At 66.0% G+C, this 12,804-nt stretch carries 12 protein-coding genes; 5 read left to right on the plus strand and 7 right to left on the minus strand.

The genetic code is table 11. The annotated features are described in order from the left end of the window. Positions 1 to 34 precede the first annotated feature (34 nt). Positions 35 to 823, plus strand: a complete 789-nt coding sequence (locus B6K69_RS02000) for a LuxR family transcriptional regulator (RefSeq protein ID WP_108642591.1) — start codon at positions 35 to 37, stop codon at positions 821 to 823. Positions 824 to 1,179: 356 nt separating this feature from the next. Here B6K69_RS02000 and tsf read toward each other — a convergent pair whose 3' ends face one another. Both tsf and rpsB read right to left on the minus strand, forming a co-directional pair. After that, positions 1,180 to 2,088: a translation elongation factor Ts gene (gene tsf, locus B6K69_RS02005; RefSeq protein WP_107672753.1), complete on the minus strand. Its 909-nt coding sequence runs from the start codon at positions 2,086 to 2,088 to the stop codon at positions 1,180 to 1,182. Positions 2,089 to 2,161: 73 nt separating this feature from the next. Then, positions 2,162 to 2,923: a 30S ribosomal protein S2 gene (rpsB, locus tag B6K69_RS02010; RefSeq protein WP_107672752.1), complete on the minus strand. Its 762-nt coding sequence runs from the start codon at positions 2,921 to 2,923 to the stop codon at positions 2,162 to 2,164. A gap of 239 nt (positions 2,924 to 3,162) precedes the next feature. Between rpsB and B6K69_RS02015 the strand changes: the two genes are divergently transcribed. From B6K69_RS02015 to B6K69_RS02025, 3 genes are all read left to right on the plus strand, one after another. Next, a complete protein-coding gene (locus tag B6K69_RS02015) occupies positions 3,163 to 4,056 on the plus strand; it encodes a PfkB family carbohydrate kinase (RefSeq protein ID WP_108644733.1) in 894 nt (297 codons plus the stop codon). Next, the gene (locus tag B6K69_RS02020; RefSeq protein WP_108642592.1) at positions 4,053 to 4,970 is read left to right on the plus strand and encodes a pseudouridine-5'-phosphate glycosidase; all 918 of its coding nucleotides are present in this window, start codon (positions 4,053 to 4,055) and stop codon (positions 4,968 to 4,970) included. Before B6K69_RS02015 ends, B6K69_RS02020 begins: the two co-directional genes overlap by 4 nt. Before the next feature lie 76 nt (positions 4,971 to 5,046). Continuing rightward, positions 5,047 to 5,724: a DUF502 domain-containing protein gene (locus B6K69_RS02025; protein ID WP_107672750.1), complete on the plus strand. Its 678-nt coding sequence runs from the start codon at positions 5,047 to 5,049 to the stop codon at positions 5,722 to 5,724. A gap of 4 nt (positions 5,725 to 5,728) precedes the next feature. On the opposite strand, the gene B6K69_RS02030 is transcribed toward B6K69_RS02025, so the two are convergent. Both B6K69_RS02030 and B6K69_RS02035 read right to left on the minus strand, forming a co-directional pair. Continuing rightward, positions 5,729 to 6,754, minus strand: coding sequence for a patatin-like phospholipase family protein (locus B6K69_RS02030; protein WP_108642593.1), 1,026 nt, complete (start codon positions 6,752 to 6,754; stop codon positions 5,729 to 5,731). Between the two features lie 16 nt (positions 6,755 to 6,770). After that, positions 6,771 to 7,544, minus strand: coding sequence for a 3-hydroxybutyrate dehydrogenase (locus tag B6K69_RS02035; RefSeq protein ID WP_108642594.1), 774 nt, complete (start codon positions 7,542 to 7,544; stop codon positions 6,771 to 6,773). 271 nt (positions 7,545 to 7,815) lie between these two features. Between B6K69_RS02035 and B6K69_RS02040 the strand changes: the two genes are divergently transcribed. Beyond that, a complete protein-coding gene (locus tag B6K69_RS02040; protein ID WP_108642595.1) occupies positions 7,816 to 9,630 on the plus strand; it encodes an extracellular solute-binding protein in 1,815 nt (604 codons plus the stop codon). A gap of 213 nt (positions 9,631 to 9,843) precedes the next feature. Here B6K69_RS02040 and B6K69_RS02045 read toward each other — a convergent pair whose 3' ends face one another. The 3 genes from B6K69_RS02045 to B6K69_RS02055 form a co-directional block, all read right to left on the minus strand. Then, a complete protein-coding gene (locus B6K69_RS02045) occupies positions 9,844 to 11,292 on the minus strand; it encodes a bifunctional serine/threonine-protein kinase/universal stress protein (RefSeq protein WP_108642596.1) in 1,449 nt (482 codons plus the stop codon). A 3-nt stretch (positions 11,293 to 11,295) separates the two neighbouring features. Beyond that, positions 11,296 to 12,036 carry a metallophosphoesterase family protein gene (locus B6K69_RS02050; protein ID WP_108642597.1) on the minus strand — a complete coding sequence of 247 codons (741 nt, stop codon included), beginning with the start codon at positions 12,034 to 12,036 and terminating at the stop codon, positions 11,296 to 11,298. Between the two features lie 128 nt (positions 12,037 to 12,164). After that, complete coding sequence (locus tag B6K69_RS02055; protein ID WP_108642598.1) at positions 12,165 to 12,788, minus strand: helix-turn-helix domain-containing protein; 624 nt, start codon at positions 12,786 to 12,788, stop codon at positions 12,165 to 12,167. Positions 12,789 to 12,804 lie beyond the last annotated feature (16 nt).

The following is a 12,804-nucleotide window of genomic DNA, read 5'->3' on the forward strand; positions in this document are numbered from 1 at the left end:
CAGACGCGACATCTGTGGCGTGAAGGAGACTGAGATGAGCGGCAGCACCTTGCTGAAACTGCTGATCGGCGTGGCCGAGGCGACCAGCATAGACGACGCCTGGACACTGGCCACTGGGCATTTCGCGACCTTGGGCTTTTCGCGTGTGAACTATGGCTTCACCCGGTTCCGCCACCTGCGCACCATCGGTGACCCGGACGACGCACTGTTCCTGACCACCTGCGACGCCGATTATGCCAAGCGGTATTTTCGCGGTGGCTTCTACGCCCGGACCCCGGTCTTCCGCTGGGCCGAACACAATTCCGGCGCCTGCACCTGGAAATGGGTGAAAGACGCCTATGAAGCCGGCCGCCTGACCGCCGAAGAGGCCGAGTCTGTGCGGCAGAACGTGGCGATGGGCGTCAATGCCGGCATCACCGTCAGCTTTCCCGAAGCCTCGGCCCGCGCCAAGGGGGCCATGGGCCTGCTGGCCGATCCGGGGCTGGATCATGACGCCGTGGAACGGATCTGGGCCGCGCATCAGGATGAAATCCTGGCGCTGGCGCATGTGATGCACCTGCGCATCGTCCAGTTGCCGCATCTGGCCCGTGCGCGCGCCCTGTCCCCCCGCCAGCGCGAGGCGCTGGAATGGGTGGCCGATGGCAAGACCACGCAGGATGTGGCCCTTCTGATGGGCGTCAGCCCGGCGATGGTGGAAAAGCACCTTCGCCTTGCGCGCGAGGCGCTGGCGGTCGAGACAACGGCGCAGGCCGTGGCCAAGGGCGCCCTGCTGAACATGATCTTCCAGCGCCCGACACAACCGCAGGCCCAGGCCGCCGGTTAGGACAAAACGACACAGGTGGGGAATCCCCCACTCGCCGCCAGTCAGGGCATGACGCAAGGTCAGGCCGTTCCGTGGAAGGTGGCCTTGGGCCAGGGAACAGGGGCGGCCGACCCACCGCATTACGGAGTTACGGTCGACCGCTCTCTGCCTGTCTCTCCGTGCCGGATTTCGCGGTCGGCGGGACGTCGTCGGTCATGGGTTCCCAGCCAGGCCGGCCTATGCGGACCTGCCCTCCTTGTCCTCATCCCCAGCGTCATCGGGGGCAGGTCCGCGCCCCCTTCCCCGTCCGGCACAGATGCGAAGGCCCGCACCGGGTTTCCCCGGCACGGGCCTTGCCGCCAGACCCTGCGGTCTGATCAGCCTTGCGCCATCTTGGCGACTTCGGCGGCGAAGTCTTCCGCCTTCTTCTCGACGCCTTCGCCCACGGCCACGCGGGCATAGCCGGTGATCTCGACCCCGGCTTCCTTGGCCGCCTGTTCGACGGTCAGGTCGGGGTTCACCACGAAGGCTTGGCCCAGCAGCGTGTTTTCCGCCAGGAAGCGCTTCATCCGGCCCGGGATGATGTTGTTGTGGATCACCGCATCGGGCTTCGGCTTGGCAGAAGAGGCGTTTTCTTCCAGCGCCTTGGCGGTTTGAACCGCCAGTTCCCGCTCCAGCACCACCGGGTCAAGGTGGCCTTCCGACAGCGCCAGCGGCGAGGTCGCGGCGATGTGCATCGCGAACTGCTTGCCGATCTCTTTCGCCTTGTCGGCCGGGCCCTTCAGCGCGACCAGCACGCCGATCTTGCCCATGCCGTCGGTCGCGGCGTTGTGGACATAGGACACCACGGTGTCGCCTTCCAGAACGTGCAGGCGGCGCAGGGTCATGTTCTCGCCGATGCGGGCGATCGATTCCTGGATCACCTCATCCACGGTCTTGCCGTTCAGGTCGGCCGCGCGCACCACTTCGACCGAATCGCCGGTCTGCAGGGCAACCTTGGTCACCTCGCGCACCAGCGACTGGAAGTCGGCGTTCTTGGCCACGAAGTCGGTTTCCGAGTTGATCTCGACGGCAACGCCCCGGCCATCGGCCACGGCCACGCCCACCAGACCTTCGGCGGCCACGCGGTCGGCCTTCTTGGCGGCCTTGGCAAGGCCCTTGGTGCGCAGCCAGTCCACCGCGGCATCCATGTCGCCGTTGGTTTCGGTCAGCGCCTTCTTGGCGTCCATCATGCCTGCGCCGGTCGAATCGCGCAGTTCTTTCACCATCTGTGCGGTGACGGTCATGTCAGTCTCCTGGAATCGGAATGAGGTCCGGCGGGGGTATCCCCCCGCCGCATGTCAGATGGGTGACAAAAGCTCACGCCTCGGCGGCGGCGGCCTCTTCCACCGGCGCGGCTTCCAGCGCGCCGAGATCGACGCCGGCGGCGCCAAGTTGGGCCGACATGCCGTCAAGCGCGGCGCGGGCGATCAGGTCGCAATAGAGCGCGATCGCGCGGGCGGCGTCGTCGTTGCCCGGGATGACGTGGCTCACGCCCTTGGGCGAGCAGTTGGTGTCGACCACGGCCACGACCGGGATGCCCAGCTTGTTGGCTTCCAGGATGGCGAGGTCTTCCTTGCCCACGTCGATGATGAACAGCAGGTCCGGCACGCCGCCCATTTCACGGATGCCGCCCAGCGAAGCCTGCAGCTTCGCCTGGTCGCGTTCCATGTTCAGGCGTTCCTTCTTGGTCAGACCTTCGGCGCCGGCCGCCAGCACTTCGTCGATCTGCTTCAGGCGCTGGATCGAGGCCGAGATGGTCTTCCAGTTGGTCAGGGTGCCGCCCAGCCAGCGGTGGTTCATGTAGTATTGCGCGCATTTTTCGGCGGCTTCGGCGACGGGCTTCTGTGCCTGGCGCTTGGTGCCGACGAACAGGATGCGGCCGCCCTTGGCGACGGTGTCGCGCACAACCTTCAGCGCCTGGTCCAGCAGCGGAACGGTCTGCGTCAGGTCGATGATGTGAATGCCGTTGCGGTCACCATAGATGTACTCGCCCATGCGGGGGTTCCAGCGGGCGGTCTGGTGGCCGTAGTGAACGCCAGCTTCCAAGAGCTGACGCATGGAGAACTCGGGAAGAGCCATGCCTTGTCCTTTTCCGGTTTGATCCTCGGTGAAGCCGTCTTCAGGGCTTGCGCCCCAACCGGCGGACCCTGCGGGATTTCTCCCCGCAAAAGCCCAAGCTCCACCTGTGAAGTGGCGCGCATATAGCCGCCCCCTGCCCCCGGCGCAACCCCCTTGCCCGTCCACTTGGGCCAAATACCCGCGCCGCAGGCCCCGGCCCGGTGCTTGCGCGCGGGCGGGCCTTGGGCGATGAAGGCGGCATGACGAAACCCGACATCCTTTGCATAGGTTCGGTCCTGTGGGACATCATCGGTCGCTCGCCCTCGGCGATGCGGCTGGGGTCCGACGTGCCGGGCCGCATCACCCGCCTGCCCGGCGGCGTGGCCATGAACATCGCCATGACACTGGCGCGTTTCGGGTTGCAACCCGCCGCCCTGACCGCCATCGGCCGCGATGCCGAAGGCGACGAACTGGTTGCCGCCTGTCAGCGCATGGGGGTGGACACCTCCTTCGCCTATCGCTCGGACGATCTGCCGACCGACCGCTACATGGCCGTCGAAGGCGCGAACGGGCTGATCGCGGCGGTGGCGGATGCCCATTCGCTGGAAACCGCGGGCGACCGCATCCTGCGCCCGCTGGCCGATGGCCGGCTTGGCTCGTCCAGGTCGCCCTGGGCCGGACAGGTGGCGCTGGACGGCAATCTGACCGAGGCGCTCTTGTCCGACATCGCCGCCTCGCCGCTGTTTGCCGCCGCCGATCTGCGCGTCGCCCCCGCCAGCCCCGGCAAGGCCGAACGGCTGCGCCCGCTGCTGGCCCACCCCGGCACCACGCTTTATGTGAACCTTGAAGAGGCCAATCTTCTGTCGCGCGCCGGCGCGGTCACCGCCGCCGAAGCGGCCGAGGCGCTGCTGGCGCGCGGCGCGCAGCGGGTTCTGGTCACCGACGGTGGCCGCCCCGCCGCCGAGGGCACGCAGGGCAAGGGCGTCATCATCGGCAAGCCGCCCGAGGTTCTGGTCACCCGCGTGACCGGCGCGGGCGATACCTTCATGGCCGCCCATCTGGTGGCCGAACGGCGCGGCGCCCCGCGTGAGGCGGCCTTGCAGGCCGCCCTTCAGGCCGCCGCCACCTATGTTTCAGGAGATGTTGGAACATGACGACCCTGCCCCTTACCTGCTCGGCCGAAGTGCTGCGCGCCCGGGAAACCGGCGCGCCGCTGGTGGCGCTGGAATCCACCATCATCACCCATGGGATGCCCTGGCCGCAGAACGTGGAAACCGCCCGCGCGGTCGAGGCCGAGGTGCGCGCCGCAGGCGCGGTGCCGGCCACCATGGCGGTGATCGGCGGCCGCATCCATGCCGGGCTGGACGATGCCACGCTGGACCAGTTGGGTCAGGCGCAGAATGTGGCCAAGCTCAGCCGCGCCGACATTGCCGCCTGTCTGGCCAGCGGCGCCACCGGCGCAACCACGGTGGCCGCCACCATGATCTGCGCCCGGCTGGCGGGGATTTCGGTCTTTGCCACCGGCGGCATCGGCGGGGTGCATCGCGGTGCCGAAGACAGTTTCGACATTTCCGCCGACCTTCTGGAACTGGCGCAGACGCCGGTGACGGTGGTTGCCGCCGGGGCCAAGGCCATTCTCGACCTGCCCAAGACGCTTGAGGTGCTGGAAACCCATGGCGTGCCGGTCATCGCTTTCGGGCAGGATGACTTTCCCGCCTTCTGGTCGCGCGCCTCGGGGCTGAAGGCGCCCTTGCGGATGGACAGCGCCGCCGAGATCGCCGCCGCACACCGCCTGCGCGGTGTTCTGGGCCTGCCGGGCGGCCAACTGGTTGCCAATCCCATTCCGGTTGAAGCCGAAATCCCCCGCGCCGAAATCATGCCCCATGTCGAGGCCGCGCTGGCCGAGGCCGCCGCACAGGGCATCGCCGCCAAGGCGGTCACGCCCTTCCTGTTGCAGCGGATTTTCGAGCGGACCGAAGGCCGGTCGCTGAAGGCGAACATCGCGCTGGTGCTGTCGAATGCCCGGCTGGCCGCCGCGATTGCCGCGGAATTGGCCAAAGCTTCGTGAACGGCCAGATTTTCGGCAGCGCGGCATTGCGCGGACCGGGGCCTGCGGCCTATTTAGGGCCCATGCAGGTGCCTCAATGACCGAACCCCATCCCCCCCGCCGCGGCCTTCTGGCCGGGCTTCGCGCCAGTTTCCTGACCGGGCTTGTGGTGGTCTTGCCCATCGGCCTGACGATCTACATCGTCTGGGCCTTCATCGGTTGGTTAGACGGCTGGATCCTGCCGCTGATCCCCGCCGCCTATCAGCCCGATGCCCTGATCGGGCGCTGGTTCGGCCCGGAATACGAATTCCCGGTGCGTGGCGTCGGTGTGCTGGTGTTCCTGTTCGCCACGGTGATCATCGGCTGGATGGCAAAGGGCCTGATCGGCCGGTCGATCATCCGCACCGGCGAGAATCTGGTGGACCGCACGCCGATCGTCCGTTCGGTCTATGGCGCGATCAAGCAGGTGGCCGAGACCTTCTTCAACAAGAAGGAACAAAGTTTCGACAAGGTCTGCCTGGTCGAATTTCCCCGCCCCGGAAGCTGGGCGCTGGGGTTCATCTCGACCCGGCCCAAGGGCGAACTGGCCGACCGGCTGGCCGACAATGGCGAAGAGATGTCCTCGGTCTTCGTCGGCCTGACCCCCTTCACCAGCGGGATGCTGCTGTTCGTTCCCACCAGCAAGCTGGTCATCCTCGACATGAAGGTCGAGGATGCCGCCAAGCTGATCGTGTCGGGCGGGCTGGTCTATCCGCTGCCCAAGGAACCGCGCTGACCCGTCAGCTATAGACCTTCGCCAGATCGACTGGCACCGCCTTTTCAAGGTCGCCGTCGCAGGTGGCCAGGAAGGCCTCTGCCGCGCGGCGACCGGCCTCGAACAGCCGCGTCACGATATGTTCGGACGGTTGCAGCTTGGTCGTGGCCGAAAGGTCGTTCATCAGCGGATCGTCGGCAATGATATGGACCCGCAAGTCCTTCATCTGGCCTTTCGCAATATGCCCCTGCGCGATCAGCCGCTTGACGAACCCCACCGCCCGCAGCTCTGACATGAGCGAGGCGTTGAAGCTGATCTCGTTCATCCGGTTCTGGATTTCCAGCGGCGTGTCCGGCACCGCGTCGCGCCGCATCGGGTTGACCTGCACGATCAGCAGATCGTCCGGCAGGTCGCGGTCATACAGCGGCCAGAGCGAGGGGTTTCCGGCGAATCCGCCATCCCAATAGGCCTCGCCGTCGATCTCGACCGCCTGGAACACCGTCGGAATACAGGCCGAAGCCATCAGCGCCTCGGGCGAGATGTCCTGGCCGGCGAACACCCGCGCCTTGCCGGTGCGAAGATTGGTGGCGCCGATGAACAGCCGCGGCTCTGTCTCGGCGCAGATATGGGTGAAATCCAGATCGCGCACGATCGGTTCCAGCGGGTTCGACCAGGCCCCGCCCCAGGCGTAGGGCGAATAGAACTGCGCCGCGATGCCCTGCGGGCTGACCGGCAACAGGGCTTCGGCCATGTCCTGCCAGTATTGCATCACCGGCGCAAAGGGTTGCAGCCAGGGGATCATCCGCAGATCGCCCACGTCGGCAACATCCTCCCACAGCTTGCGCAGCCGCTTGCGGGCGGCCTCACGCCCGCCCGCCACCAGCCCCGCCTTCAGCGCGGCGCCGTTCAGCGCCCCGGCCGAGGTGCCCGACACCGCCGCGATCTCAAGGCTGTCTTCCTCAAGCAGGCGGTCCAGCACGCCCCAGGTAAAGGCCCCATGCGCACCGCCGCCCTGCAGCGCCAGACTTACCCGCACCTTGCCACCTTCCATATCACCCTGGGCCGCCTCACATCGCCGTCCAGCCACCATCGACCGAAATCGTGGTTCCGGTCACCTGATCGGCATAGGACGAGGACAGCCACACCGCCGTGCCGCCGATCTGTTCCGTGGTGGCAAACTGCTTCGAGGGCTGGCGGTCCAGCAGAACCTCGCGGATCACCGTTTCCCGGTCCATGTTGTGCACCTTCATCTGGTCGGGGATCTGCGCCTCGACCAGCGGGGTCAGCACATAGCCCGGGCAGATCGCGTTGCAGGTGATGCCCTGCCCCGCCGTTTCCAGCGCGATGGTCTTGGTCAGCCCGACCACGCCATGCTTGGCCGCCACATAGGCCGATTTGAACGGGCTGGCGGTCAGCCCATGCGCCGAGGCGACGTTGATGATCCGGCCCCAGCCCCTGGCCCGCATCCCCGGCAGCGCGACGGCCGAGGTGTGGAAGGCCGAGGACAGGTTGATCGCAAGGATGCGGTTCCATTGCTCGACCGGGAAGTCCTCGACCGGGGCGACATGCTGGATGCCGGCATTGTTCACCAGGATGTCGCAGCCGCCGGCCTGTTCGACCAGCGCACGCGCGTCTTCGGCCTTGGACAGGTCGGCGCGGATGTAGCGGACCGTCACCCCGAATCGGGTCGCCATGTCGCTCGCAAGGGCGTGATCGGCATCGTTGTCGGTAAAGCTGTTCAGCACCACATCGGCCCCGGCGCGGGCCAGCTCCTCGGCCACGCCCAGCCCGATACCCGAGTTCGACCCGGTGACGATGGCACGCTTTCCCTTAAGGTCCATGACCCTTCTCCCATGCTGCAACTGCGGCAAACTTACACCCGGGGTTCGGGAATGACAGCACAAAGCGCAGGGGGACAGGGCCAAAAAAAACGCCGGCGCTAGGCCGGCGTTCAGTCGTTGAGGCAGGTTTCATACAGGCAAGAAACCTATCGAGCAGTAAGTTCTATATAGTCCCCCCGCCGCCGATGGCCAAGCTAAAAGTTTGAAAAGGCACGGGACGCCGCTTAGGGTGGCCGCAAATCGAAGCCAAGCCGAAGGGATACCGTCGAAGATGGTCCGTCACATCTACGCGAGGTTGCAGACCCTTGCCGCCGCCCTGATGCTGTCGCTTGCGGCAAGTGCCGTGCAGGCCGAACCCAGACACGCCATCGCTATGTATGGCGAACCCGCGCTGCCCCCGGATTTTGTGTCCCTGCCCCAGGTGAACCCCGATGCCCCCAAGGGTGGCAAGATCACCTTCGGCCAGTCCGGCACATTCGACACGCTCAACCCGTTCATCACCGCAGGCCAGCCCGCGACCGGCGTTTCGACCTATGTGGTCGAGACGCTGATGGGCCGGAACTATGACGAGCCGTTCTCGCTTTATGGCCTGCTGGCCGAATCGGTCAGCACGGACGAGGCCCGCAGTTACGCGGAATTTACCCTTCGTGAAGAAGCCCGATTCTCGGACGGCAGCCCGGTCACGGTCGAGGATGTCATCTGGTCGATGGAGACGCTGGGCACCCTCGGAAACCCGCGCTACCACGCCGCCTGGAAAAAGGTGGCTGCGGTCGAACAGACCGGGCCGCGCAGCGTCAGGTTCACCTTCAACACCGAAGACCGCGAACTGCCGCTGATCCTGGGCCTGCGCCCGATTCTGAAAAAGGCCCAGTGGCAGGGCAAGGATTTCGAGGCCACCACCTTCGAGGCCCCCATCGGTTCGGGGCCGTATGTGGTGGACAAGATGGAACCCGGCGTCTTCATCAGCTTCCGCCGCAACCCCGACTGGTGGGGCAAGGATCTGCCCTTCAACCGGGGCCAATGGAACTTTGACGAGATCCGCCACGAATACTTCGCCAATTCACAGGCGATCTTCGAGGCGTTCAAGGCCGGGGCGCTCAGCACCTACCGCGAAGGCAATGCCGCGAAATGGCTGTCGAACTACAGCTTTCCGGCGGTGCAGTCGGGCGATGTGGTGAAATCGGAAATCCCGCACAAGCGGCCCTCGGGCATCGAGGGGCTGGTGTTCAACACCCGCCGTCCCATCTTTGCCGACTGGCGCGTGCGCGAGGCGCTGATCCTGGCCTTCAACTTCGAATTCATCAACCAGACCATCACCGGCGGCACCGAACCGCGCATCCAGAGCTACTTCTCGAACAGCACGCTGGCGATGGAGCCGGGCAAACCCGCCGAAGGCCGCGTGGCCGACCTGCTGGCGCCGTTCAGGGACCAGCTTCTTCCCGGCGCGCTGGACGGCTATGCCCTGCCGGTGGCGACCGACCGTTCCAACCGCCGCAACATCCGCAAGGCCACCGCCCTTCTGGAAGAGGCGGGCTGGGCCGTGGGCGACGATGGCATCCTGCGCAACGCCGCAGGCCAGCCCTTCGCCTTCGACATCGTGCTGACCGTCGGACAGGATGAAATGGCCTCGATCGCGGCGATCTATATCGAGTCACTCAAGGCGCTTGGCATCACCGCGACCGTCACCATGCTGGACAGCGCGCAGATGAAGGAACGTATGACGAAGTATGACTTCGACATGACGCATTACATACGTTCGCTGTCTCTCAGCCCCGGCAACGAACAGACGTTGTACTGGGGATCGGCCGGGGTGACGGAACCGGGCACCCGCAACTGGATGGGCATGAACAGCCCCGCCGCCGAGGCGATGATCGCCGATATGGTCAAGGCCTCGGACCCGGCCGAATTTGCAGCGGCGACACAGGCGCTGGATCGTGTGTTGACAACGGGTAGATACGTGATTCCGATCTGGTATGCTGACAAGGCTCGGATCGCGCATCGGAAGGAGCTCAGATTCCCCGACCGCATCCCGCTCTATGGCGACTGGATCGGATTCCAGCCCGACATCTGGTGGTATCAGGACTGACAACAACAAACGGCAGGCAAGAGCATGAAAAAGATCATACTTCTGGGGGCGCTTCTGGCCGCCCTTCAAGGCTGCAACACCATCGCCGGCGTCGGGGATGACGTGTCGGGCGGCGCCCGCACCGTGCAGGGCTGGTTCGGCTGAACCCGCCCCCGGCGCGTGACAAAGGGGCTGTGCCAGCCATGGCGCAGCCCCTTTTCCTTGGCCCCGACGCTATTCCGCCGCCTTGCTTGCCCCTTCGGCCTCGGCCGGCGCACGGTCCTCGCGCCGTTCGGGCAGCCGGATCACCGTCACCGAACAATGCGCCTCGGCCACCACATGCGCCGAGACCGACCCCAGATAGCGCCGCGTCGTGGAATGGCCCCGCGCCCCCATCATGATGTGGTCCACATGGTTCGCGGTCGCATAATCCAGGATCGCCTGCCCCGGATCGGTGCCTTCCAGAATGGTGAAGGTCAGCCGGTCGTCGGGCAGTTCGATCTCTTCCGCCCAGTGTTTCAACTGCACCAGCCGCATCACATGGATGTTGTTGCCCTGATCGTCGGTGCCCTGATCAATGCCGATCCGCGCCGTCTTGATGACGTTGACGCAGGCGATGCGGGCGTCCGGTTCGATCAGCAGCATCCGCTTCACAGCCGATCGCAGCACGGATGACAGCTTTTCGCCCTCGGGCGACAGGTCCACCGCCACCGCGATGATCGGCACCGAGGCCAGTTGCGAGGCCACCGAATCCGGCGCCTTGAACTGGCGGATCTTCCGCATCACCCGCCAGCGGTCGAACACCGTCAGCAGGCTGTCCTGCTTCAGCTTGTGCGCCCGCGCGGTCAGCTTCACCTGCTGGGGATGCGTCAGGTCAAAGGCCATCTGCGCGGCCGTCTGGGTGCGGCGCATCGGATCAACCACCAGCGCGCGCAGGATGATTTCCTGCAGCCATTCGGGAATTTCCGGCCGGATCGCACGGGGCGGCACCGGATCGCGCCAGAGCCGCTTGCGCACGCCGCGCAGGGTTTCCGGCGTGCCCCAGGGGTTCTTGCCGGTGGCCAGCGCGTAAAGCATGGCCCCCAGCGCGAACAGGTCTGACCGCGGGTCGTCGCGGCAGCGCAGGTATTGTTCCGGCGCGATATAGGGATAGGTGCCCATCGGAATGGTGAATTCCTCGGCCAGAAGGTCGGGCAACTGGTCGTGCCGCGACAGGCCGTAATCGACGATCACCATCTCGCCGGTCGGGCGTTGCAGGAAGTTCTCGGGCTTCAGGTCCAGATGGATGACATGCTGGCGGTGCAGGTCGGCCACCGCATCCACCATGCGGGCGGCAATCTCCAGCACATCCGACAGCGGCAGCGGCGCCTTCTGGAACACCTTGAGGAAGCTCTCACCCTCGATCCGCTCGGTCACGATATAGGGCATCACCTCGAAATCGCCGATCCCCATCACGCGGGGCACATGCGGGCCGGTCAGGCGCGGCATGATCATCTGCTCGATCTCGAAGCCCACGATGGTTGGCCCGTCATAACCGTCCATGATGGTTGGCACCTTCATCACCATGGGCGTGCGATACTTGGCGTGGGTTGCTTCCCAGATCGTTGCAAAGCCGCCGGTGTGCAGCTTTTCACCCAGGGTGAAGCCGTCGATCTCAAGGCCGGGATGGGGGCGCACGGGCATGGGCTACTGTCCTTTGAGCAGACGGATGGCAAGTTCCTCGGGCAGGCCCGCCGCCCGCACCTTCTGCGCGGCGGCGGCGGTGTTGTAGGGAACGCGGCGGAAGGTCAGGTCGTTGATCGCGGTGTCCAGCAGCGCCCAGGACGCCTGCGCCACCCCGTCGCGCGGCTGCCCCACCGAACCGACCACCGCCAGCCAGCGCCGGCTGCGCAGCAGCGGGATCGGGAAGCCCACGCGAAACGTCTGCTGGCGCACCATGCCGCCCATGTCGCAACTGGCCAGCAGCGGCACATGCACATGGCCGCAGAAGATCAGCCGCGCCTTGCTGGCCCGGAACGAGGGCGTCGCCTTGGTGTCCGAGGTGACATAGGTCCAGTCCTCGGGCGCGTTGGCCGAGGCGTGGACGAAGAGGATGCCGTCCTCCTCAACCGTCATCGGCAGGCCTGCCAGAAACCGGCGATGCGCTTCGGTCACGCGGGTCTTGGTCCAGTCCATCGCGCGCTTGGCATAGGTCGACATCATCTCGGGCGCCCCGGCGGCGGCATTGTCATGGTTGCCGCGCACGCAGATCGCGCCCTTGGCCACCAGATCGGCGGCCTTCTCGGTGCACCATTCGGGATCGGCCCCATAGCCGACCAGATCGCCCAGCAGGACGATCCGGTCCACCCCACGCCCCCCGACATCCGCCAGCACGGCTTCGAACGCCTCTCGGTTGGCATGGATGTCCGTCAGGATGGCATATTTCATCCGGCCCCTCCCAAGGCGTTCCCCTCAGCCCCGACGCTGGAAGGCATTTTCCGCCCGCGCCATGCGACAGATCAAAGGCCGTGGAATCATCTTTGCGCAAGGGGCGCGTGGCCAGACCTGCGCCAGCCCTACACCAGCGAGGTGACCCAAAGCACCGTCGCGTCCTCTTCCGACAGGCTGATGACATTGTGCCCCATCGAGGCATCGTAATAGGCGCTGTCGCCCCGGCGCAGGTCCACCGGCTCATAGAACTCGGTGTAAAGCCGCACGATGCCGGTCAGGACATAGAGGAACTCTTCCCCGTCATGCCGCACCCAGCCGTCGAATTCGCCAAATTCGCGGGCCCGGATGCGGGCGCGGTAAGGCAGCATCTGCTTCTTGCGCAAGCCGCTGGCCAGCAGTTCGTGTTCATAGGTGGCAGTGGCGCTGGCCTGCCCTTCACCCGATTTCGTCACCGCCATGCGGCCGTTCACCTGCGTCCGCGACGGCGGGGTGAACAGTTGCGGCACGCTGATCGCCAGCCCTTCGGCCAGTTTCTTCAGCGCCTCATAGGTGGGCGACATCTGGCCGTTCTCGATCTTGGACAGCGTTGACCGCGCCAGCCCCGCCTTGCCGGCCGCCTGTTCCAGCGTCCAGCCGCGTTCCTTGCGCAGGGCGCGCACCCGGGCGCCCAGATCCAGCGGCTCGACATGCGCCTCGCCCCCGTCCTCGCGGGCGATGCGGATCAAGGTCTTGGGATCGGGATGCGTCATGCTCCATGCGGATACG

The sequence above is a fragment of the Pseudogemmobacter blasticus genome, from assembly GCF_003071405.1.
Lineage (GTDB): Bacteria > Pseudomonadota > Alphaproteobacteria > Rhodobacterales > Rhodobacteraceae > Pseudogemmobacter > Pseudogemmobacter blasticus.